We start from the raw sequence: 23,083 nt of genomic DNA, 5'->3' as shown, positions 1-23,083 counted from the left end.
CAAAAGTTGTGAATGACATTTTTGAGAAATAATTCCTATGTACTACTTCTACGACATTCATGATAAAAGATAAAATAAGCGTTAGTGTAAAAAGTATTAGGTAATTAATTCTCCAAATGGATATGACTTACTTTTTTTCTTACGAGGGCGAACAGATGCCCTACTATCCTTGACAGAGCTTAAGGCTAGCTATACAATTAAAAATGTATAATTTCTGAATTATGACTTTAAATAGGCAGTACATTCTGACTTCATTAATAATGGCTTTTGAAGATCTATTAAATGAAGATGAAAACTTTGGCAGATGTCTATGATTATGCCAAGGCAAAATTGATGTATGCGCCGACTGAAACTGTAATACCCAAATAGCAAGAGGAGGTGTTCATATGGATGGAATTACTATCATCTCCGCTTTGCTTGGACTCATCGTTGGTGCCGCTGTTAGCTATATCTACATGAAAAAAGTGAATGACTCAAAAATCACTGGTGCTAAACATGTCGCTGAAACAATCGTTGAAGAAGGAAAACGAGAAGCGGAGGCATTGAAGAAAGAAGCACTACTTGAAGCCAAAGATGAAACTCACAAATTTCGTACTGAAGCAGAAAATGACATTCGTGAACGTCGTTCAGAACTTCAGAAACAAGAGAACCGTTTATTGCAAAGAGAAGAGAATCTTGATCGCAAAGATGATGCTCTAAATAAGAGAGAAGCAGGTTTAGAGCGTAAAGAACAAGCTCTAAGCGAAAGACAACAGCATATTGAACAGATGGAAAGCAAAGTGGACGAGCTCGTTGCCTCGCAAAAATCAGAGCTAGAGCGAATTTCTGCTTTAACTAGAGATGAAGCAAAAGCTATTATCTTAGGAGAAGTAGAAAAAGAGCTAACAACTGATATTGCTGTGATGACGAAGGAAGCTGAGACACGTGCGAAGGAAGAATCAGATAAAAAAGCACGTGAAATTTTATCACTGGCATTGCAACGTTTTGCAGCAGATCATGTTGCTGAAACAACAGTATCTGTCGTGAACTTGCCAAATGATGAAATGAAAGGTCGTATTATTGGTCGTGAAGGTCGTAACATCCGAACTTTGGAAACGTTAACAGGTATAGATTTAATAATTGATGATACTCCAGAGGCGGTTATTTTATCAGGCTTTGATCCGATTCGTCGTGAAACGGCTCGACTTGCACTTGAAAAACTTGTACAGGATGGCCGCATTCACCCTGCTCGAATTGAGGAAATGGTGGAAAAATCTCGTCGTGAAGTGGATGAACAAATCCGCGAAACAGGTGAGCAGACAACATTTGAAATTGGCATTCATAATTTACATCCAGATTTAATGAAGATTTTAGGCCGCATGAAATATCGTACAAGTTATGGACAAAACGTCCTAAAACATTCCATTGAGGTCGCATATTTAGCAGGCTTACTCGCTGCTGAACTTGGTGAAGATGTAGCATTAGCTCGCCGCGCAGGCTTATTACATGATATTGGTAAGGCAATTGACCATGAAGTTGAAGGTAGCCATGTCGAAATCGGTGTGGAATTGGCCACAAAATACAAGGAACATCCGGTCGTTATAAACAGTATTGCTTCCCACCATGGTGATACAGAAGCAACATCTGTCATCGCGGTATTAGTGGCTGCAGCTGATGCACTATCAGCAGCTCGTCCAGGTGCTCGAAGTGAGACGCTTGAAAACTATATCCGCAGACTTGAAAAGTTAGAGGAAATTTCTGAAAGCTATGATGGCGTAGAAAAATCCTTTGCGATTCAGGCTGGTCGTGAAATCCGTATAATTGTACAACCTGAAAAAATTGATGACTTAGCTTCACATCGCTTAGCGAGAGATATCCGTAAGCGAATTGAAGAAGAACTTGATTATCCAGGTCATATTAAAGTAACGGTTATTCGTGAAACACGTGCCGTGGAATATGCGAAATAAAATCATTAATAGATTTTATTTCAAAAGAAAGAATAGAATTTTCGAGTCGATATGCTAGGTAGGTATTTGTACCACATAATTACAGGAAAACTGTCGCGAATTGCGGGCTCGAAATATTTTAAAACTTTAGCAATAATAAGTTACTTTCGTGAAAAGATAGGCAACTTCTTGTTCGATTTCGAACAAAGAGTTGCCTATTTTTATTGGTTCTTTAGTTATCCAATAACCATTTCTTTAATAGTCCTCATAATATTTATAGATTTAGCATAATAAAGTATTGGACTTTTTCTAATTAGGGAGGAGGATATGGATGGTTGATATGCATAGTCATATTTTATGGAACGTGGATGATGGACCAAAAACGATGGCAGATACTATGCGATTGTTTGAACAAGCGGTAAAAGAAGGAGTTAAAGAAATAATAGCCACTCCTCATTGCTATCACCCACAATATCATGCAAATTATAGCACAGTGAGAAATCAAATCCACTTACTACAATCTGAACTCATAAAAAAGTATTCCTCTAACACTTTTTACCGGGCATGAAGTACGATTATCAGAAAAAATCATTCCACTCTATAAAACAAATCAAATCCACACATTAGCAAGCTCTAATTATATGTTGTTAGAATTACCATCCTATACTGTACCTGCTTATACAATAAAAATTATTCGTACATTACTGTCTGATGGAATTACCCCGATTATTGCGCATCCAGAAAGAAATAAAGCCATTGTTGAAAGACCTGTTTACTTAGAACGATTAATTTGCGAAGGAGCAAAAGCACAAATAACTGCTGGTAGCTTAGCTGGTTATTTTGGTCGCACAATACAAAAGCGCTCACTTGAGCTAGTAAGGGCTAATTTAGTTCATACGTATGGATCGGATGTTCACAATCTATCATCTCGACCATTTTTTTTTGATGCAGGGCTTTGTTATTTAGAAAAGAAAAAAGAGTTAGATGCCATTGATGTGTTACTGGAAAATAATGTACGAATAATTGAAAACCAACCTTTTGTTATACAAGAACCTCGTAAAATCGAAGTGAAGAAATGGTGGAAGATTTTTTAGGATTAAGAGAAGAACTGAACTCTTGAGAAATATGTAAGTAAAAATACGGAAAGCTTTAATGTCAGTATTGAAATCATTGATGGTAAATAAAGATTAACTATGTCCAGATGGGGGTTGTCGACACCATATGGAGCTAGGAATCCATGCGACAACTGTAAACTTCTCTGCAGATTTACATGCCATTGGAACTATTGAATGAACAGAAGGTGTCATATTGAGTATAGTAGAAGATCGTTACAGGCAATGGATAGAGGAAGCTGTTCCTTTCTATTTAAAAGAAGAACTATTAGCCATTGTAAATGATACAACACAAATTGAAGATCGATTTTACCAATACCTACAATTTGGTACAGCAGGTGTGCGTGGTGTGTTAGGGGCAGGTACAAATCGAATGAATATCTATACAATTCGCAGAGCTGCATACGGCCTAGCGAAGTATATCACAGAAAACGGGGAAATAGCCAAACAGCGTGGTGTTGTCATTGCCTATGATACAAGGCATTTCTCAAAGGATTTTGCTATTGAAACAGCTCAAGTTCTGGGGGCATTTGGGGTGAAAGTATTCGTATTTCGCGATGCACGCCCAACACCTGAATTATCTTTTGCAGTAAGGTATTTAAACGCTTTTGCAGGTGTGGTCATTACCGCTAGCCACAATCCAAAACAATATAATGGTTTTAAAGTTTATGGGGAGGACGGGGCGCAACTGACGCCTTCTGCCATTCAAACTATCGTTGAAAAATTCGATGATATCCAAAATATTTTTGACATTCCAACAACATCATGGCACACATTAGAGCAGCATGGAACTGTAGAATGGCTGTTACTTAAAATTGACCAAGCATATCAAGAAAAATTACTCGGTTTAAAACAACGTACCAATATCGACTTCACGATACCAATTGTATACTCACCTCTTCATGGTGCAGGTCTAATATCGGTACAACAAGGTTTACAAGCATTTGGTTTTACAAATGTCCATATTGTAGAACAGCAATCTGTACAAGATGGAGATTTTCCAACAGTTCCTTATCCAAACCCAGAGGAAGCAGCAGCCTTTACGTATGCAATACAAAAAGGTAATGAAACAGGTGCACAAATACTATTAGCAACCGACCCAGATGCCGATCGATTAGGTGTGGCAGTAATAACAGAGGGTGGTTATCAATTATTAACAGGTAATCAACTAGGTGCACTTATCTTACAGTATTTGCTTGAGGCGAAAAAAGAAAAAAATGAGCTACCTGAAAACGGCGTATTACTCAAAACAATTGTTACCTCTGAACTTGGTGCAGTAATTGCTCAACAATACGGAGTTGAAACTGTGAACACACTGACAGGTTTTAAATATATTGCAGAAAAGATTGCTGAGTATGACCAATCAAAAGAAAAAACATATCTATTTGGTTATGAAGAAAGTTATGGCTATTTGGTCCAAAGCTTTGTGCGAGATAAAGATGCGGTCCAAGTTGCATTGGTAGTAGCCGAGATGGCGGCTTACTACGCAACAAAACAACAAACGTTACTAGATGTTTTAGACAGTTTATTTAATCAATATGGCTATTATGAAGAAGTATTACAGTCCAAAACATTTGAAGGCATTACAGGTCAGAAGGAAATGCAAGTCTTATTACAATACTTTAGAGAAAATAGAATTTATGAAATTGCTGATCAAAAGGTACTTGTAGTAGAAGATTACTTAACCCACCAAGCCATTTATCTAGATGGCTCCATTACAAAACTCAATTTACCGAAAGAAAATGTCTTGAAGTTCATATTAGAAGATCAATCATGGATAGCGATTCGCCCTTCAGGAACAGAGCCAAAATGTAAGTTTTACTTTGGTACAGTAGCTAGAACGAAGGAACAAGCACAACAAAAGCTAAAACAATTACAAGTAAGCTTTATGAAAAGTCAAAAAAGCAATCATCCCAGCAGCGGGTATTAGTTTTTGGCTTGATTCAAAAATATTTTTTATACTATAAAATCTGTACTTTTAACAAAAGAATATATAGATCCAAAGATATTAATATGCCTTTGTTTATAGGGCAAGATGAACCTAAAAGGAGAAATGGCGGATGAATATTCTTATTAGCTGTCTCGGAAGAAGAGTAGAAATGTTAGAAGTATTTAATCGTGAATTTGCCAAATTTAACATGGGGATAATAGCTACTGGAAATTCAAATATACTACCAGCCCTGAATGATGTTAAAGCAATTCTAACTATGTTAGATAAAGATAAATGGTTCTCTCTAAAAATATTGATAAATTTATAGAAATTGGGGTTATCCCATTCTTACCTAATCTATGTGCTGCCGAGATTTGTGATAACAAATATTTAACGTATGAATTTTTGACAACAAATGGGATTCGTTGTGCAAAGTCATACAATGATTTAGAAACTTTTGAAGATGCTTATAGTAAAAATAAAATCTCGTTCCCTGTAATCGTCAAACCAAAAAGTGCTGATGGTAGTAGAGGAGTTATTACATGCACTAATATGAAAGAACTAGAAAAGAGTTTTCATAATGGACATAAAAATATAATACAGGAGTTTTTAAATGGTGCTGAGTATGATATAGATGCATATATTGATATTTATTCACCAAAAATGGTATCGATATTTGCAAAGGAAAAACTCTCAATGACTCTAGGAGGTGCTGATAAAGTCATTTCTTATAAAGATCAGAAATTATTTGATTTTATTGAAGATTTATCTAATAAACTCCATATTACTGGCCCTATTGATGTAGATGTGTTCAAGGTTAATGGAGAATATTATATAGGGGAAATCAATCCTAGGTTTGGTGCGAACTATATATGTGCTTACGGGTGCGGTGTCAACTTCCTTGAATTATTAATAAACAATATAAATGGTAAAACGAATGTGAAGGATATTGGCAACTACAGTGATGGTATTTTAATGATGAAATATGAAAGGATAATGTTTAAAGCACCAAACGAAATAAAAGGTGTTTAGAATTTACAGAGAGGGAGCAGATATTTTTCGCGTAAACTTATCCATGCTTATGTCCTTTATTTTGGATTTGGATGATTTACTACCACCCAACCATTATAAAGGCTTTTTTATGTCTAGCATCAAATACTACTAGGATATAAGGATAGTCGAATAAAGATTATTAATTTGACACAAAACGATGGTGTTGGGAATGCTAGAAATGCTGGAATTGAAAAAGCAAAAGGACAATTTTTAGCTTTTCTTGATAGTGATGATTTGTGGCATCCTGAAAAATTATCCAAACAACTCAACTTCATGTTGGAACATGATGTGGCATTTTCCTATACACAATATCAAGAAATAACAGAAAGTAATAAAAGAACACGGAAAATCGTTAAGATATGCAAAGAACCAGTGGATTATAAAAAATTATTGCGTGCTAATTACTTTGGATGTTTAACAGTTGTATTAGATACACGTAAAATTGCTAAACCACTTTTTAAGAAGACTAAGCATGAAGATTATGCCCTTTGGCCTAGATATTTTAAAAGATTATGAGATCAAGGCTTACGGAATGAATGAAGTACTAGCCTATTATCGAATTACACCAGGTTCCTTAAGCAGAAATAAATTCAAAGGCTTAACGTGGAACTGGAAAATTTATAAAAATCACCTTGGTATGACAACGGTTCAATCTGTCTATCGGATGTGTATATTCTTCTTGTTTAATATTTCGATAAAATACGTTTCAACTAGATTGACAGGTTAAGAATGGTGAAAAGGCTAACTTGAAAAATTAGACATAGAAAAACACCTTTCGTTGAAAACGGGTAGTGTACTTTATCAAATCAACGTGGAGGCGTTTTTCTATGGGGACAAGGGTGAGTTATCTAGTTGAAATGAAAGCAATAGAAATAGATTAGCGGGGATTCCCATCAAACAAGTATTAGAATAAAAACATAGATGAAATGGCGAATTACATCGTCTTGAACAACCTGTAGGAATGAGAACGAAAAGTGTAATCTTTTGTAATATCTACTGCAAAAGGTAGCATTCTTATAATTACTAACTATCCTATTGGAAAAAATGACGAATTTGAATAAAAAGCAATCGTTATTAATATATTGAAAAGTAAAATAAACCCGCTAATTAATGTTAAATAAAGTAAAGCAACTTAGGGAGAGTCACTTCGAATTAAAATAATTTACGCTAGTAGGAATTCCAAATTATAGGATTGGAAGAGATGATTTGACGATTCGTACTATTCAAATGAGCATTTTCAATTTTGAAATCACTAAGCAAGATTGGTCAATATATGAGGCGGAGGTAGAGTGGATTCACCGTCATTTAGCAGAAAGTAGCGAGCTGTTAACGGGTTGGTTACAAGTGCCTCTTGAAAATCAGCGCGCTTTATTGCGGCGTATTGAAGATACTAAGCGAGAAATTCATGCGTATGCAGATGTACTTGTTGTTATCGGTGTGGGGGGATCATTTTTAGGGGCACGTGCCATCCAAGATGCGTTGTCACCTTATTTTACTCGTTCTACTGATGGGATTGAAGTGATGTATGTTGGACAAAATATGAGTGGTTCCTATATTAATAGTTTGCTTCAATATTTAGCGAATAAAAGTGTGTATGTGAACGTCATTTCGAAGTCTGGGGAAACGATGGAACCAGCACTCGCCTTTCGTGTGTTGCGGCAGTTTATGGAAAAACGTTACGGGGAAGAGGCTGTTGACAGAATTATTGTGACGACAGATGCGGAAAACGGACGTTTGAAGCAGATAGCAGATCGCGCAGGTTATAGACAATTTACCATTCCATCCGATATTGGTGGTCGCTATTCGGTGTTAACTTCTGTAGGGCTGTTACCAGCAGCGGTTGCAGGTGTTGATATTCGGATGCTTATGGCAGGTGCTAGGGATGCTGCGTTAACATTGCAAGATACAGCACTAGAGCGTAATGAAGCCTATCAATATGCGGTGTTGCGGCATTTGATGTTTGAACGAGGGTATAAAGTGGAGTTGCTCGCTTCATTTGAACCTGCATTATGTAAGTTCCATGAATGGTGGATGCAGTTGTTTGGTGAAAGTGAAGGGAAACAGCGAAAAGGTCTATTTCCTGCGACAGTTAATTATTCGACTGATTTACATGCTATAGGTCAGTTTATTCAAGAAGGAAGTCCGATTTTATTTGAAACATTACTGCATTTTAAGGAAATAGATAATGATTTTAAAGTGCCATATGATGTGCGCGATGAGGATGGTTTGAATTATTTATCGAAACGAACATTCAATGAAATTAATGGGCTTTCCATGAATGGAACAGCACTTGCTCATGCAGAGGGTGGTGTACCTGTCATTCAATTGATGCTCCTAAAACTGGATGCCTATCACATAGGTTATTTAATCTATTTTTTTATGAAGGCATGTGCAATGAGTGCAAGTTTACTAGGAGTGAATCCGTTTGATCAGCCAGGTGTAGAAACGTATAAACAAAAGACGTTAGAACTATTACAAACGTTTAATAGTTCCATCAACAATGAATAGCTATTGAAATTATAATTGAATGTGCTTAATGGGAATTTTTGAAATTAATGGTTCGACACTTAAATCTGTTCACAACATAGAAACAGTACTTGGAGCGAAGAATGGCGAGTGTAGCTACGCCTTTTGCTACAGAGCAAAACTTCCAGCGGGAAAGTAGTCATGTTTTTCTATGACAATGTGTAACGTCAGTCATACAAGCTGAAAGCCCTAAAGAGAAGCTTCTGGATAAACGATCCAATAGATGTTTGGTGAAGAATCGAAGGAAATCGAACTATTAAAGTGCCGAACAATACGAAAGTTAAACATAATCGTTTAGTTGATTCATCGACAATGGTTTGACGAGGGAGGGAATTTAGGTGGAAGAAGTAATGGACTTAAAAAAATATTTAAAATACTGCGAAAACGTATATACCTTATTCTAAGTCTTACTATTGTTGCGATTGGCATTACGGCGGCTCTAAGTTACTTTGTAATTACGCCTATCTATCAAGCACAAACTCAATTTTTAGTGAATCAAACAGTTAATGATCAAGAAGTGTATGCAAGGGCACAACAGCTAGAGACGGATTTACAATTAATCAATACGTATAATGTCATCATTAAGAGTCCGGCTATTTTAAACAAAGTTATTGATAAGCTGGATCTAAACATTCCAACAGAAAAGTTGGCTGAGCAAATAATCGTATCTAGTGAAAGTAACTCCAAAGTGGTTAATATTAAAGTTTTACATACAGATTCAGAAAAAGCAGTTACCATCTCGAATACAGTTGCTATAGTATTTAAAGAAGAAATACCGAAACTAATGAGTGTTGATAATATAAATATTTTATCAGAGGCAAAAATAAGTAAAGATTCAAGCCCTGTGAAACCAAATAAATTACTTAATATTGTTTTGGGCGCCGTCATTGGATTTGTAATTAGCGTAGGGTTCGCTCTATTGTTGGAGTTTTTAGATACAACAATAAAGACGGAGTCGGATATTGAAGAATTAGCATTGCCTGTTATCGGGTTGGTGGGTGTTTTTCCCACCGAAAAAAATTATAAATCCCGTAAAGCTAGGAGGGCATAGAAATGTTTCATTCTAAAAAGAAAAAGAACCAGAAGCTGTTAACAAAACCGCGACAACTTCTTACAGCTTTGGATGCAAAATCAATGATTTCTGAGCAATTTAAGACAATTCGTACGAATATTAAGTTTGCTATGCCAAAGCAAGGTCTTAAAACGATATTAGTTACGTCTACTATACCAGGTGAAGGAAAATCAACAAATGCTGCCAATCTTGGTGTTGTTTTTGCACAAGAAGGAAAACGAGTATTACTCGTAGATGCTGATATGCGTAAACCAACGTTGCATAATATATTTAATATTATCAATTTATTTGGGTTATCATCAATATTAGAAAGAAAATGTCAGTATGATGAAGTATTACAGGACACATCTGTGGAAGGGTTGTTTATTATTACGAGTGGACCAATCCCAACGAATCCAGCGGAATTACTGTTATCCCCTACTATGGATAGATTTTTAGAAGAGGTAAATCAAAAATTTGATCTTATCATTTTCGATACCCCCCCGCTATTACCTGTAGCTGATGCTCAAATTGTATCGAATAAATGTGATGGTTCGCTATTAATTGTCGGTACGGGTAATGTAGAAAAAGAGGATGTAAGAAAAGCGAAAACACTCTTAGCTGCTTCGAAAGCCAACATTATTGGTGTTGTGTTAAATAAATATAGCATGCCGAAAAGCCAATATTATTATCAATATACAGATAATTGAAATTAAATAACTTTCTTAGTCGCAAATCTAGGATGGGTTTGCGTTTTATTTTGCGATTTACTAGGAGTAGATGGTAAACTAAAAGGTGCTAATTAAAGAAAGAGTGGTCTTGTCAAATGAAAGTACTATTTATTGGAGATATCGTCGGTTCGATTGGCCGCGATGCAGTGGAAAAATATTTACCACGCTTAAAGAGAAAATATAACACAGACGTTGTTATTGCCAATGGTGAAAATGCAGCAGCAGGACGTGGTATAACACGAAATATTTATAATGATTTACTACAAATGGGTGTGGATGTTATTACGATGGGTAATCACACTTGGGATAATAAAGATATTTTTGATTTTATTGACGATGCGGATTATTTAATCCGTCCAGCGAACTTTTCGAGTGAGGCGCCAGGTAAGGGAATGGTGCAAATTTCGAAAAATGGTGTCACATTATCGGTCATTAATTTACATGGTCGTGTCTTTTTACCGCCCCATGAGGATCCTTTTGCGATGGCAGATGAATTAGTCGAAGAAGCTCGTAAAACGTCACCGCTTGTGTTCGTTGATTTCCACGCGGAAGCAACAAGCGAGAAAATTGCACTTGGCTGGCATCTAGATGGAAAAGCATCAGCAGTCGTTGGTACACATACACATGTGCAAACAGCGGATGCACGTATTTACCCAAATGGGACAGCCTATATTACGGACGTTGGTATGACAGGTCCATACGATGAAATTTTAGGGATGACGAAGGAAAGTGTCATTTATAGATTCCAAACAAATATGCCATCTCGTTTCGAAGTGCCTAAAAAAGGCCGCGATGTGTTAAGTGGTTTCTTTGTAGAGATTGATGATAAAACAGGAAAAGCTAAACATTGTGAGCGAATATATATAAACGAAGATTATCCGTTCCAAGCATAAGAAGAGAAACTATTGTGTGTTAAAAAATGCACAATAGTTTTTTGTTTTGAAAATTTGTTAATTCAATTAAAGCGTCATAATAAAAAATGACTCTTCGGCAAAACGAGGGGTTGATTTCCACTCCGACTGGGCGCTTTGTAGCTGACGCTTCGCTTTCGCTACAGAAAACATTTGTTGCTGTCGCTACGCTTTCGCACAGAGCAGAGCTTCCTGGGGGCGTCCGATGAGACGCTTCACTCGCGTTCCTCTATTGCTAATCCCCAAGGAGTCGCCCAGCCTCCACTCCAATCAACCATTTCACAAGCTTGTACCTTCTGGCATGTCACTCAAAATTTATAGTGATAAAACGAAACTTCAACAAAGGGGTTTGTCTGTGCAAAAGTTCAGAAATAACAGGTGTACAATTGTGTCACTATTATAAGTCTTTTCTTTTCGTTTATAATAAGTAGCAATAGTGTTCACTTTTGAAATGATAAAAACTTATAAAAGCTCTACACTATCGCTGATTGGAGTGGAAGGCTACTCGACTCCCGTGGGAAAGCGAGACAGGCGAGACCCTGCACGGAGCGTAGCGAAGGAAGCGGCTCGGCGCTCGCCCACAGGAAAGCGAGTAGCCTGGAACGGAAATCATCCCACGTTTTGCAAAGGAGCCCTAATTTATTTATAATGGCGTATTTATTTCAATGACAAAGTAATTTTTTAACTGTAAATATCAGTCTTTTTTGATTGTTTTAATATATAAGAAATGAAAATAGTCTATTTTCTTCTTACCGAGCATAAAATGACCTATCGACAATAACTTAAGGTCCAAAAAAAAGGGGGACATGAGTTGTTGAGCGTAAACACTATTCGCGAAACGGGGAGGAATAATTGTGGATTCATTAAAAGTATCATCACGCTCTAATCCAAATTCAGTTGCAGGTGCATTAGTCGCGGTAATCAGAGAAAAAGGGCAAGCAGAAATGCAGGCAGTTGGGGCAGGTGCACTTAACCAAGCCGTGAAAGCAGTGGCCATTGCACGCGGATTTGTAGCGCCAAGTGGCACAGATTTAATTTGCGCACCGGCGTTTGCCGATATTTTAATTGCTGGTGAGGAACGTACAGCTTTAAAGCTTCTTGTGGAAAAACGTATTCGATAAAAAAGTAATGAAGTAAAATGTCTTGCACATAATAAGCTGCAAGGCATTTTTTTCGTTTTTATTGACAATCGGAATTTGAGGAAGAGAATCCTACATGCTCTACATACAAATATGTTAAATGTCACTTGAAATCGGCAAATACATTTTTTAAACTTAGTTGATTTGAAAATTACAACTTTATGAACGCCATTTTCAGTCAAAGGTCTGATTTTCGTTTAAATCGAGGAATAACAATAGTGTAGACCGTTTCTTCGTGTTAAACTTATGAAGGAAAAATAATAGTATATACAATGGATCTAAGGAGTTGTTGACATGTTACATCAGCTTTCATGGAAAGTCGGTGGGCAACAGGGTGAAGGGATAGAAAGTACAGGCGAAATTTTTTCAACGGCAATGAATCGTTTAGGCTACTTCCTATACGGTTATCGTCATTTCTCTTCTCGAATTAAAGGTGGCCATACGAATAATAAAATTACAGTTCGTCCAACAGAAGTACGTTCAATTGCGGATGATTTAGATATTTTAGTAGCGTTCGACCAAGAAACAATCGACGTTAATTATAAAGAATTAACAGAAACAGGCGTTATTTTGGCGGATTCAAAATTTACTCCAGTGAAGCCAGAAGATTCAAAAGCGCCATTATTTGTAGTACCTTTTACAGAGGTAGCGGCAGAGCTTGGTACTTCGTTGATGAAAAATATGGTGGCGATCGGGGCAACAGCTTCATTGCTAAATCTAGAGGACGAAGTGTTCCAAAATGTTGTAGATGATATTTTTGGCAAAAAAGGTGAAGAAGTTGTTCAGAAAAATATGGAGGCCATTGCACGTGGTCATGAATTAATGAATGAGCTGTTAGGAGATCGTGTAGGTGACTGGGCTTTAGCACCAGCAGATGGTAAACGCCGTATGTTCATGATCGGAAACGATGCAGTTGCACTTGGTGCACTTGCAGCTGGGACACGCTTTATGGCAGCCTATCCAATTACACCAGCTTCTGAGATTATGGAATATCTTATTAAAAAATTACCGAAATTCGGTGGTGCGGTTATTCAAACAGAAGACGAAATTGCTGCAGCGACAATGGCAATTGGTGCAAACTTTGGTGGTGTTCGTGCTTTTACAGCTTCTGCCGGCCCTGGTCTTTCATTAATGATGGAAGCACTTGGTCTTTCAGGTATGACAGAGCAGCCACTAGTTGTTGTTGATACACAACGTGGTGGTCCATCAACAGGATTACCAACAAAACAAGAGCAATCAGATTTAATGGCGATGTTATATGGTACACATGGTGAAATTCCGAAAGTAGTAATTGCACCTTCTACAATGGAGGAAGCATTCTTTGACACAATCCAAGCGTTTAACATTGCAGAGGAATTACAATTACCAGTTATTTTAATGACTGACTTGCAATTATCTCTAGGTAAACAATCTGTAGAGCCATTCGATTACAATAAAATTGAAATTCGTCGCGGTAAAATTGTTACAGGCGACATTGAAGAAGCAGCCGATAAAGCATACTTCAAACGTTATGAAGATACGGAAGATGGTATTTCACCACGTGTGCTACCTGGTACATTGAATGGTATTCACCATGTAACAGGTGTTGAGCATGATGAAACAGGTAAACCATCTGAAGCATCAGGTAACCGTCAAGTACAAATGGGTAAACGTTTCCGTAAGCTAGCGGCATTGAAATTTGATAATCCAGTATATTCAAACGCGCCACACGAAGAAGCCGATGTTTTATTAGTGGGCTTTAACTCAACACGTGGAGCAATTGAAGAAGTACAAGAACGCTTAAATGCTCAAGGCATGAAGGTGAACCATGCACATATTCGTTTAATTCACCCATTCCCATCTGCTGAGGTGGCACCACTTGTAGCAAAAGCGAAAAAAGTAATCGTTGTAGAAAATAACTACACAGGTCAATTAGCAAATATTATGAAGATGAATGTTGGTGGTCACGATAAAATCGAGACTATTACAAAATATGATGGTACACCATTCTTGCCAGGTGAATTAGAAAATCGTGTGAAGGAGTTGACTCGCTAATGGCAACATTTAAGGATTTTCGTAATACAGTGAAACCAAACTGGTGCCCAGGCTGTGGCGACTTCTCTGTTCAGGCAGCGATTCAACGTGCCGCGGCAAACGTCGGTATTGAACCAAATGAATTAGCTGTTATCTCTGGGATTGGCTGTTCTGGTCGTATTTCAGGCTACATTAATTCATATGGCTTCCACGGTATTCATGGTCGTGCATTACCAATTGCACAAGGCTTAAAAATGGCTAACCGTGATTTAAACGTTATTGCTTCTGGTGGTGACGGAGATGGATTTGCGATTGGTATGGGTCATACCATTCATGCTATCCGTCGTAATATTGACATCACATACGTTGTGATGGATAACCAAATTTATGGTTTAACAAAGGGGCAAACATCTCCACGTTCCGCTGCAGGATTTATTACAAAATCTACGCCAGGTGGTGCGATTGAGCCGTCATTAAAACCGTTAGAAGTAGCTTTAACAAGCGGAGCTACTTTTGTCGCACAAGGATTCTCAACGGATATTAAAGAATTAACAGCTTTAATTGAAGCGGGCATTAATCATAAAGGCTTCTCATTCATCAACGTATTCTCACCTTGTGTTACGTATAACAAAGTGAATACGTACGATTGGTTTAAAGAAAACTTAACGAAGCTTGCTGATATTGAAGGCTATGACAATTCTGACCGTGGTATGGCAATGCGTACAGTAATGGAGCATGAAGGTTTAGTTACAGGTATTATTTATCAAGATACTGAAACAACTTCCTATCAAGAAAAAGTACCTGGCTATTCAGAGCTACCATTAACGGATATTGATATTAAAATGAGCGAAAATGATTTTAATGAATTAGTGAAAGAATTTATGTAAATTAAATTTTATATTGCATGACAAAAAGCATTTGGACTTCTTCCAAATGCTTTTTGTGTTTTAAAGACTGCAATTAAATAAAGTGTGGTTCTTCTGCAAAATAAGGGGTTGATTTCCGTTCCGGCTGGGCGCTTTCCTGGGGGCGTCCGATGAGCCGCTTCACTCGCGTTGCTCGCTCCAGGGTCTCATCTGTGACGCTGATCCCCGAGGAGTCGCCCAGCCTCCACTCCAATCAACTATTTCACAAAGCATTTCACTCTAATATATAGTTATAAAACGAAAACTCAGTAAGGGAGGCGTCTGTGCAAAAGTGAAGCACTACAAAATTCACAAGCCTTGGCAAAAATTATTTTTTTAGTGATGCTCCACAAAATTTTTCGTTATCCTTATAAAATCCTTATAATCATTTTTTACACTATAATCATCGAAAGGAAGATGATTATAGATGGAAGATATTATTTTACAAACAGAAGAACTTAGTAAAAGCTTTAAGGGACAAAAAATTGTGGAGGACTTGTCGTTAACGATACCTCGCAATACTGTTTACGGTTTACTCGGTCCTAATGGTGCAGGGAAATCGACAACGTTAAAAATGATTACGGGTATGCTGCGTCCGAATGCTGGAAAGATACTTTTTAATGGACGTGAATGGAATCGCAATGATTTAAAAGACATTGGTGTATTAATTGAAACACCATCACTTTATGGAAATTTAACGGCAAGAGAAAATCTAAAGGTTCGAACGATTGCTCTCGGGTTGCCCCAGTCACGTATTGACGAAGTATTAAGAATCGTAGACTTGACTAACACAGGAAAAAAACGTGCAGGACAGTTTTCGTTAGGGATGAAACAGCGTCTTGGAATAGCTATTGCGCTATTAAACTATCCAAAGCTTTTAATTCTGGATGAGCCGACAAATGGTCTAGATCCAATCGGTATTCAAGAGCTTCGAAAGCTAATCCGATCTTTTCCAGAGCAAGGGATTACAGTCATTTTATCTAGCCACATCCTGTCAGAGGTAGAGCAGGTTGTTGATGAAATTGGTATCATTGCAGGAGGGAAATTAGGCTATCAGGGAGTTGCTCCACAAGGTCAGGAATTAGAATCATTATTTATGCAAGTAGTGTCTGCTAATGGAAAGGTAGGCATGTAACATGATTTCAATTATGAAGGCTGAAAGATTAAAATGGAAAAAAACTTTTATTCCTAAATTAGTTTGGCTAGCACCCATTGTGGCGATAGTACTAACCGCATTTTTAATGGGCGGCAGCTATTTTCAAAAGGGTGCTTATAATTGGTGGTATACAATGCTCTTACCAGGCGCTCTGACGATATGTTGTGCAGTAGTGGTGGAAAAAGATGCTAAATTGAAATATCATAGTATTCTCGCAATGCCGATTGATCTGAAGAAGATTTGGTTTGGCAAAATACTTGCATGTAGTGCCTGGTTGTTATTCATTTCACTTATTTTCTTTGCAGGAATTACTGCTGGTGGAATACTTTTTGGCAATAGCTTTTCTTTCATAAATAGTCTTACAGGTAGTTTGTTAATTTTCGTCACGTTTTTATGGCAAATTCCACTTTGTTTATTCCTTGCAGCAAGATTAGGGACTTATACGGCTATTTTTATAAATTTAGTCGGCAATATTGCTGGTATGATTGCGTTTTCAAATGGGGATTTTTGGTATAGTGTTCCTTACGCTATTACAGCAAGACTAATATGTCCAACATTAGAGATTTTACCAAATGGTTTGCCAGTGCCTGCGGGTAGCCCGTTATTAAGCATGTCGGTTATAGTTCCAGGTGTATTAATTGCTTTAGCATGGTTTGCATTAATTAGCTTCTTTACTGCACGTTGGTTTCAAAAAAGGGAGGCGAAATAGTGTATGGTAATGTTAAGATTACTGAGAGCAGAGTTTCTTAAAGTAAAAAGAACGCCATTTTTACTAACTCATCTCCTTGTACCGATTATTTTTTCTGGGCTATTTTTAGCATACTATTCTTATTCACCATGGAATTTTGAGTGGAAAATATCCGGTTATTTTCAGGCTCTTTCATGCGGGTTTCCAATTATTATTGGATTAGTTTGTGCAATGGCAGCGGAGCAAGAAGCAAATGCAGGGCATTTTCAGGGAATGCTAACCGCTACTAAAACAAAAATAGTGTCCTATTTAAGCAAGTTGCTACTGTTATTGTTATTTAGTTTTGGAGCAATATTACTGTCCTTCGGTATTTTTAGTGTTGGTTTTATTGAACTTTTGCATGAAGATACTTTTGGTTATCAATTTTATGTTATAGCTGGATGTATTCTATTTGTAAGCTTTGCATTTTTATATATTTTACATTTTTTTGTTAGTTTTCATTTTGGTAAAGGTGCCTCAATCGGATTAGGTATTGTGGGATCACTTTTAGTCGCCCTACTGCTTACTGGACTTGGTGATGGTATTTGGTCATTTATACCCTATGGTTGGGGTGGTCACTTTGTTTCATTATGGGCAATGAAGGCGTCCGGCCTTGATCTATCGACGGTGGAAATAGGACTACAGGAAGGTATTATTGCTTCAGTTTGCGGGACATTGCTTGCATTAGTCCTATCTTGTTTATGGTTTTGGAGATGGGAAGGAAGAAAAACAGAAAGCTAGGGAAAATGATGAGGGTAGAAGTATGGCAAAAATATTAGCAGTAGATGATGAAAAAGATATTTTAATATTGATAAAAAATGCATTACTAAAAGACGAACATTTAGTAACGACAATCTCAGATGCGACAGCAGTAAGTAAAATGAATCTTGGTGCCTTCGATTTAATTTTATTGGATGTGATGATGCCCGAAATTGATGGATTTACTTTATGTGGCCAAATACGTCATGCTATAGATTGTCCGATCCTTTTTTTAACGGCTAAATCATTGGAGGAAGATCTAATGTATGGACTTGGTCTTGGCGCAGATGATTATATGATCAAGCCGTTTGGCATTGGGGAGCTGCGTGCAAGAGTGAATGCTCATTTGAGACGCGAAAAAAGAGAAAGACGTAGTATTCTCTTTGTAGATAACGTTCACTTCAATTTATCCGGCAAAGAGCTGTTTGTAAATGAGGAAAAGGTAATGCTGACAAAAAGCGAATATGAAATATGCGAATTTCTAGCTCGAAATCGAGGACAGGTGTTTTCGAAAGAAAAGATATATGAAACTGTTTTTGGCTTTGATGGGAAAAGTGACAGTACGGCTATTACGGAGCATATTAAAAATATTCGTTCAAAGCTACATACGTTTAATATTGACGCCATTGACACTGTTTGGGGGATTGGATATAAGTGGAGACAATAAAGCCCACTAAAGGCACTCGACTACATACTTTTTTTCTACGATATCTCTTTTTCCTAAGTTTAGGCGTCATTCTGTTAGTAGTACTACTGCTCGGTTTAACGTTGCTTGCCCTTTCTGCCAACATCGTATTACCAGCAAATTATGCAGAAACGCAAATTTCATTATCAAGGGATCGTATTGCGTCTAGTAGATCAGTCACAGCTGATATGATCCCAGACCTTGTTGATTACGCAGTCTTCTCTAAAGAAGGTGAACTTCTTGCAGGAAATCTTTCAGAGAAGGAAGCTTTTAAAGCTTGGGATGCAATGAAAAAAGAACAATCTAAAAGTATCACCCAATTTTACTCGTTTATAGAGCGAGAAAATGAAATTTGTATATTACGGTATGATTTAGTGCCACAGTATCGTTCGGCTATTATGAGGAAGTATTTACCTAATCCACAACTGTTAGATATTCTATTGTTTATTATAGGGGTTATAACTCTAGCAACTTTACTTGCTATTCATTTTGGAAGAAATCTTAAGAAAAAAATGTTTGGCTTGCAGGAAGCGATTGAAAAAATACAAAATCAAAATTTGGATTTTACAATAAATACTTCAGGAATCCGTGAAATAGATGAAATATCCATTTCTCTTGAGCATATGAGGGAGGCATTAAACAGCTCTTTAAAACAGCAATGGGAATCAGAACAGACCCGTAGAGAACAAATTTCTGCTCTTGCCCACGATCTGAAAACACCTCTTACAATTATTCGGGGGAATGCAGAGCTTTTGCAGGATACAGTTCAAGATGATATACAAAGGGAATATAATGACTATATTTTAAAAAATACAATGGAATTAGAAAAATTCACGAAAGAGTTGATTGATTTATCGAAAATGGAGAGAAAGACCACTAGAGAAAAAACGCATGTTAAAACAGATGCATTTATGACAGAAGTAGAACAACAAATGAGAGCTCTTTCGTTGGAAAAACAGCTTCAAGTAGATGTCCAAAAGGAAATGCTTCCTGCATTTATATTGATTGATGAAGAGCGGTTCTATCGAGCGATTTTAAATGTCATTGCCAATGCTGTAGAACACACACCTGAAAACGGAAAGATGACATTAACTGTTCAAAGCGCTGTTGACTTTTTTCAGTTAACCGTTACAGATAGCGGCCGTGGATTTTCTCCGAGAGATTTAAATGAGGCTACCAAACAATTTTATCGCGGAGATCCAAGCAGAAATGCAGGAAATCACCATGGGATGGGACTTTATATTGCCCAATCCATTGTTCAGAGTCATGGTGGCACACTGCTAATTGGCAATGATTTAACATCTGGTGGGGGAAAAGTGACCATTACAATCCCAATCAAAGAAGCGCCCAGCCAGAACGGAAATCAACCCCACGCTATGATGACGAGCCTTTAATTAACAAAATGGCTGGTTAACACACCTTATAAAATACCTTGAGAAAAGAATGATTATGGCAAATTTGCTAATATCATTCTTTTTGTTTTGATAAAAGGGAAAAAATGGGGAGCGTGTTCGGGCAATAGTATTGTAAAAAATGCTACAATAAAAGAAAAAAAGAAGAGGCGATGCACGTGGATAACGTCATTGATTTTATTGCAAAGAAAAAAGAACGAGAAGAAAGACAGCGCACACAGAATTTGGAAAGGTATGTTGCGACACAATGTAATTTTCAGCAACCGGAAAATATTGATGCACTTGTTGATGGAAAAATGATTGAAGTCAAGGACCATACGTTGTTTTTAGGTTTTCTCTCGATATTAAATGATCAAAACATTGATCCACTTGATATTTTTCAAGATGTTTTTACATTAGCACCTGCCCACTTTGAGATGTCCTACAATATGAAATGGTGGTCAGTTGTACAGCTTGCCTTTACATTTTTAACAATTTTAAAAGAAAACGAGCCGCATACATATGCAGATTTTCTTGGTTTATAAAATGAATCTAGAGTGTGTGCACGTCTTAGAAAGCTACATAACGTGCGCATACAGGCTAGATTCCTACTTACTCCTCTAAAACTTTTACAATCCCCCTCTAATTAATAATCATTTATAGATTTTCATAATTCCTTCATAATTTTTACTGAATATTTTAATGTCCTCCATACTTGCTTAATGTTTGTTTCCTAACATAAATGTTGTAAGGCAAATGAAAACAAACATAAACAAATGGAGGTTCCAACTCATGGCAATTCAAAAGTTGTGGAAGAAAGGTCTAATTGGAGCATTAGCAATTTCAATGTTGGCAGCTTGTTCCGACGGTTCATCAAGTTCAAATGAAGTGAAAAGTGATTTGACACTTGAAGAGATTACAAAAAAAGCAAAAGAAGAAGGCACTGTAAATTCTGTCGGAATGCCAGATACATGGGCTAACTGGGTAGGGACTTGGGGTGATCTTGGTACTGAATATAGCCTTAAGCATAAGGATACAGACATGTCGAGTGCTGAGGAGCTAGCGAAGTTTGAGGCGGAAAAGGATGATGCCACTGCGGATATTGGTGACGTCGGAATTGCTTTTGGACCGATTGCCAAGGACAAGGGTTTAACATTACCGTATAAAACATCTTATTGGGATGAAATACCAGGCTGGGCAAAGGATAATGAAGGCCATTGGATCGTGGGTTACACTGGAACTATTTCATTTTTAACTGATAAAAACAACGTCAAAAATGCCCCGAAATCATGGGAGGATATTAAAAACGGAAATTACACGGTCAGCATTGGTGATGCTTTAACAGCAAATCAAGCCCAGTTTGCAATTTTAGCAGCTGCAATGGCATTTGGTGGCGATGAATCGAATATTCAACCAGGAATAGACTTTTTTGCAGACTTAGCAAAACAAGGGCGTTTAAAAGGAGATCCAACTGTAGCGAATTTAGAAAAAGGTGAGATTGATGTAGCCATCTTATGGGATTTTAATGCACTTGGCTATCGACACCAAATTGATGAGAAACGTTTCGATGTCGTCATTCCATCAGAAGGCTCTGTAACATCAGGCTATGCAACAATCATTAATAAATATGCTAAAAATCCTCATGCAGCAATGCTAGCTCGTGAATACATTTTATCTGATGCAGGACAAGAAAATTTAGCGAAGGGTTATGCTCGTCCAATTCGTGACAAGGTTCAATTACCTCAAGATGTTCAGAAGCTATTATTACCTGCGGAAATGTACAAAAATGCACAGCCAGTAAAAGACCAAAAGAAATGGGAAGAAACAACAAAGCAAATTCCACAACAATATCAGGAGCAGGTATTAATTCATGGAAAATAATAAAGTTGTCTTAATTGTCGTAGATGCACTTCGCTTTGATACAGCTTGTACCCATATGGGATTTATGCACCATTTAGTTGAACGAAAAATAGCAGCACGCTACAAGGTTTGCTCAGAGGTCCCCTCACTATCAAGGCCTTTATATGAAACGATTTTAACGGGGACACCACCCATTGTACATGGAGTAACGAGCAATATGACAGTGCGTTTATCGACGCAACATAGTTTATTTCATTTAGCGAAAGAAAACGGTCTTTCAACAGCAGCTGCTGCCTATTATTGGGTAAGTGAGCTATATAATCGTGCACCATTTGTGCATATGGAGGACAGGCTACAATTAGATACTCAATTGCCGATTGAGAATGGTCTGTTCTACTTTGAGGATCACTATCCAGACAGTCATTTATTTGCTGAAGCTGCTTGGCTAATGGATCAAAAGCAACCAGATTTCTTATATATTCATCCGATGAATATAGACGATGACGGTCATAAATTTACGGCTGACTCGGCACAATATCGAAATCGTGTTTTAGCAGTTGATGCATTATTATCTTTATTTATCCCAAAATGTCTTGCGCAGGGCTATGAAGTGATCGTGACAGCAGATCACGGGATGACGAGTGATGGTAATCATGGAGGCACAACAGCTGAGGATCGTCATGTACCAATGTTTGTTATTTCGGATCACGTTAAAGCAGGCATTAACGATGAGATTGTATCACAGTTACAAATTGCTCCGCTATGCTGTCATTTATTGAATATCGAACCTTCCGATGAAATGGTTCCCCTGTTATTAGAAGGGATGCATTCATTAAAAAAGGTTTAATCATCAATATTAATATAGGGCGTGTTTGGGAAGCTTCCAGCAGGGAAATTCTATTTGCTCATCATCAAAAGTTTTTAAAATATTTGTAATGTGTTAGTTAATTGAAGTGAAGACAGGGCGACTCTGGGGATCAGCGAAGGGCAACGAAGGCTAAAACCATCACGTCCGGTGATAACGCCTTCGTATCCAACATCATGTTGGCCCGAGATTCTGCAGTGAAGCGGATGTTTTCTGTGCGAAAGCGAAGCGACAGCAACAAATGTTTTTTCTGTGCGAAAGCGAAGCGACAGCAACAAATGTTTTTTCTGTGCGAAAGCGAAGCGACAGCAACAAATGTTTTTTCTGTGCGAAAGCGAAGCGAC

General features: G+C 37.4%; 22 protein-coding genes and 1 pseudogene. 22 read left to right on the top strand and 1 reads right to left on the bottom strand.

The window, feature by feature from the left end:
• Positions 1-386: 386 nt before the first annotated feature.
• The 22 genes and pseudogenes from rny (at position 387) to ACIQ7N_RS03215 (ending at position 22,721) form a co-directional block, all read left to right on the top strand.
• Positions 387-1,946 carry a ribonuclease Y gene (gene rny / locus ACIQ7N_RS03320; RefSeq protein WP_132357371.1) on the top strand — a complete coding sequence of 520 codons (1,560 nt, stop codon included), beginning with the start codon at positions 387-389 and terminating at the stop codon, positions 1,944-1,946.
• Positions 1,947-2,256: 310 nt separating this feature from the next.
• Positions 2,257-3,019: pseudogene (locus ACIQ7N_RS03315) on the top strand (tyrosine-protein phosphatase).
• 214 nt (positions 3,020-3,233) lie between these two features.
• Positions 3,234-4,967, top strand: a complete 1,734-nt coding sequence (locus ACIQ7N_RS03310) for a phospho-sugar mutase (RefSeq protein WP_402930310.1) — start codon at positions 3,234-3,236, stop codon at positions 4,965-4,967.
• Positions 4,968-5,097: 130 nt separating this feature from the next.
• On the top strand, positions 5,098-5,295 hold the full coding sequence (locus tag ACIQ7N_RS03305; protein WP_402930308.1) for a hypothetical protein: 198 nt from the start codon (positions 5,098-5,100) through the stop codon (positions 5,293-5,295).
• On the top strand, positions 5,262-5,999 hold the full coding sequence (locus ACIQ7N_RS03300; RefSeq protein WP_402930307.1) for an ATP-grasp domain-containing protein: 738 nt from the start codon (positions 5,262-5,264) through the stop codon (positions 5,997-5,999). Before ACIQ7N_RS03305 ends, ACIQ7N_RS03300 begins: the two co-directional genes overlap by 34 nt.
• Positions 6,000-6,122: 123 nt before the next feature.
• A complete protein-coding gene (locus tag ACIQ7N_RS03295; protein WP_402930425.1) occupies positions 6,123-6,536 on the top strand; it encodes a glycosyltransferase family 2 protein in 414 nt (137 codons plus the stop codon).
• 16 nt (positions 6,537-6,552) lie between these two features.
• Positions 6,553-6,747, top strand: coding sequence for a hypothetical protein (locus ACIQ7N_RS03290; RefSeq protein ID WP_402930306.1), 195 nt, complete (start codon positions 6,553-6,555; stop codon positions 6,745-6,747).
• 479 nt (positions 6,748-7,226) lie between these two features.
• Positions 7,227-8,528 (top strand): glucose-6-phosphate isomerase, encoded by a 1,302-nt coding sequence (locus ACIQ7N_RS03285; RefSeq protein WP_402930305.1) that lies wholly within the window; start codon positions 7,227-7,229, stop codon positions 8,526-8,528.
• 316 nt (positions 8,529-8,844) lie between these two features.
• Positions 8,845-9,597, top strand: coding sequence for a YveK family protein (locus ACIQ7N_RS03280; RefSeq protein WP_402930304.1), 753 nt, complete (start codon positions 8,845-8,847; stop codon positions 9,595-9,597).
• A 2-nt stretch (positions 9,598-9,599) separates the two neighbouring features.
• A complete protein-coding gene (locus tag ACIQ7N_RS03275; RefSeq protein ID WP_402930302.1) occupies positions 9,600-10,307 on the top strand; it encodes a CpsD/CapB family tyrosine-protein kinase in 708 nt (235 codons plus the stop codon).
• A 116-nt stretch (positions 10,308-10,423) separates the two neighbouring features.
• Entirely contained in the window at positions 10,424-11,221 is a 798-nt protein-coding gene (locus ACIQ7N_RS03270; protein ID WP_402930300.1) for a TIGR00282 family metallophosphoesterase, read from the top strand.
• 872 nt (positions 11,222-12,093) lie between these two features.
• Positions 12,094-12,360, top strand: coding sequence for a stage V sporulation protein S (locus ACIQ7N_RS03265; protein ID WP_004224903.1), 267 nt, complete (start codon positions 12,094-12,096; stop codon positions 12,358-12,360).
• Between the two features lie 312 nt (positions 12,361-12,672).
• Positions 12,673-14,412, top strand: a complete 1,740-nt coding sequence (locus ACIQ7N_RS03260; protein WP_402930298.1) for a 2-oxoacid:acceptor oxidoreductase subunit alpha — start codon at positions 12,673-12,675, stop codon at positions 14,410-14,412.
• A complete protein-coding gene (locus tag ACIQ7N_RS03255; RefSeq protein WP_402930296.1) occupies positions 14,412-15,278 on the top strand; it encodes a 2-oxoacid:ferredoxin oxidoreductase subunit beta in 867 nt (288 codons plus the stop codon). The genes ACIQ7N_RS03260 and ACIQ7N_RS03255 overlap by 1 nt, the downstream gene beginning before the upstream one ends.
• Before the next feature lie 445 nt (positions 15,279-15,723).
• Positions 15,724-16,431 (top strand): lantibiotic protection ABC transporter ATP-binding protein, encoded by a 708-nt coding sequence (locus ACIQ7N_RS03250; protein ID WP_402930294.1) that lies wholly within the window; start codon positions 15,724-15,726, stop codon positions 16,429-16,431.
• A 1-nt stretch (position 16,432) separates the two neighbouring features.
• On the top strand, positions 16,433-17,161 hold the full coding sequence (locus tag ACIQ7N_RS03245; protein ID WP_402930292.1) for a lantibiotic immunity ABC transporter MutE/EpiE family permease subunit: 729 nt from the start codon (positions 16,433-16,435) through the stop codon (positions 17,159-17,161).
• Between the two features lie 3 nt (positions 17,162-17,164).
• Positions 17,165-17,920, top strand: coding sequence for a lantibiotic immunity ABC transporter MutG family permease subunit (locus tag ACIQ7N_RS03240; protein WP_402930290.1), 756 nt, complete (start codon positions 17,165-17,167; stop codon positions 17,918-17,920).
• Between the two features lie 22 nt (positions 17,921-17,942).
• Complete coding sequence (locus tag ACIQ7N_RS03235; protein ID WP_402930288.1) at positions 17,943-18,605, top strand: response regulator transcription factor; 663 nt, start codon at positions 17,943-17,945, stop codon at positions 18,603-18,605.
• The gene (locus ACIQ7N_RS03230) at positions 18,593-20,017 is read left to right on the top strand and encodes a sensor histidine kinase (RefSeq protein ID WP_402930286.1); all 1,425 of its coding nucleotides are present in this window, start codon (positions 18,593-18,595) and stop codon (positions 20,015-20,017) included. The genes ACIQ7N_RS03235 and ACIQ7N_RS03230 overlap by 13 nt, the downstream gene beginning before the upstream one ends.
• 170 nt (positions 20,018-20,187) lie before the next feature.
• Positions 20,188-20,559, top strand: a complete 372-nt coding sequence (locus tag ACIQ7N_RS03225) for a 2-oxoglutarate ferredoxin oxidoreductase subunit beta (RefSeq protein WP_402930284.1) — start codon at positions 20,188-20,190, stop codon at positions 20,557-20,559.
• A gap of 247 nt (positions 20,560-20,806) precedes the next feature.
• A complete protein-coding gene (locus ACIQ7N_RS03220) occupies positions 20,807-21,895 on the top strand; it encodes an ABC transporter substrate-binding protein (protein ID WP_402930282.1) in 1,089 nt (362 codons plus the stop codon).
• Positions 21,885-22,721, top strand: coding sequence for an alkaline phosphatase family protein (locus ACIQ7N_RS03215; RefSeq protein WP_402930280.1), 837 nt, complete (start codon positions 21,885-21,887; stop codon positions 22,719-22,721). Before ACIQ7N_RS03220 ends, ACIQ7N_RS03215 begins: the two co-directional genes overlap by 11 nt.
• 130 nt (positions 22,722-22,851) lie before the next feature.
• Here the strand turns inward: ACIQ7N_RS03215 and ACIQ7N_RS03210 are convergent.
• Positions 22,852-23,083, bottom strand: a 232-nt coding sequence (locus tag ACIQ7N_RS03210) for a hypothetical protein (RefSeq protein WP_402930278.1), incomplete at its 5' end; no start/stop codon positions are given.

The organism is Lysinibacillus sp. NPDC095746 (assembly GCF_044763535.1).
Taxonomy (GTDB): Bacteria; Bacillota; Bacilli; order Bacillales_A; family Planococcaceae; genus Lysinibacillus.
The sequence above is the reverse complement of the archived record's forward strand: the minus strand, read 5'-3'. Positions and strand labels throughout refer to the sequence as shown.

What these genes read in the sequence shown, in the direction of transcription:
- rny (WP_132357371.1), top strand. Translation starts at nt 387, where the DNA reads ATGGATGGAATTACTATCATCTCCGCTTTGCTTGGACTCATCGTTGGT.
- ACIQ7N_RS03305 (WP_402930308.1), top strand. Translation starts at nt 5,098, where the DNA reads ATGAATATTCTTATTAGCTGTCTCGGAAGAAGAGTAGAAATGTTAGAA.
- ACIQ7N_RS03300 (WP_402930307.1), top strand. Translation starts at nt 5,262, where the DNA reads ATGGTTCTCTCTAAAAATATTGATAAATTTATAGAAATTGGGGTTATC.
- ACIQ7N_RS03290 (WP_402930306.1), top strand. Translation starts at nt 6,553, where the DNA reads ATGAATGAAGTACTAGCCTATTATCGAATTACACCAGGTTCCTTAAGC.
- ACIQ7N_RS03275 (WP_402930302.1), top strand. Translation starts at nt 9,600, where the DNA reads ATGTTTCATTCTAAAAAGAAAAAGAACCAGAAGCTGTTAACAAAACCG.
- ACIQ7N_RS03270 (WP_402930300.1), top strand. Translation starts at nt 10,424, where the DNA reads ATGAAAGTACTATTTATTGGAGATATCGTCGGTTCGATTGGCCGCGAT.
- ACIQ7N_RS03260 (WP_402930298.1), top strand. Translation starts at nt 12,673, where the DNA reads ATGTTACATCAGCTTTCATGGAAAGTCGGTGGGCAACAGGGTGAAGGG.
- ACIQ7N_RS03255 (WP_402930296.1), top strand. Translation starts at nt 14,412, where the DNA reads ATGGCAACATTTAAGGATTTTCGTAATACAGTGAAACCAAACTGGTGC.
- ACIQ7N_RS03250 (WP_402930294.1), top strand. Translation starts at nt 15,724, where the DNA reads ATGGAAGATATTATTTTACAAACAGAAGAACTTAGTAAAAGCTTTAAG.
- ACIQ7N_RS03245 (WP_402930292.1), top strand. Translation starts at nt 16,433, where the DNA reads ATGATTTCAATTATGAAGGCTGAAAGATTAAAATGGAAAAAAACTTTT.
- ACIQ7N_RS03240 (WP_402930290.1), top strand. Translation starts at nt 17,165, where the DNA reads ATGGTAATGTTAAGATTACTGAGAGCAGAGTTTCTTAAAGTAAAAAGA.
- ACIQ7N_RS03235 (WP_402930288.1), top strand. Translation starts at nt 17,943, where the DNA reads ATGGCAAAAATATTAGCAGTAGATGATGAAAAAGATATTTTAATATTG.
- ACIQ7N_RS03225 (WP_402930284.1), top strand. Translation starts at nt 20,188, where the DNA reads ATGCACGTGGATAACGTCATTGATTTTATTGCAAAGAAAAAAGAACGA.
- ACIQ7N_RS03220 (WP_402930282.1), top strand. Translation starts at nt 20,807, where the DNA reads ATGGCAATTCAAAAGTTGTGGAAGAAAGGTCTAATTGGAGCATTAGCA.
- ACIQ7N_RS03215 (WP_402930280.1), top strand. Translation starts at nt 21,885, where the DNA reads ATGGAAAATAATAAAGTTGTCTTAATTGTCGTAGATGCACTTCGCTTT.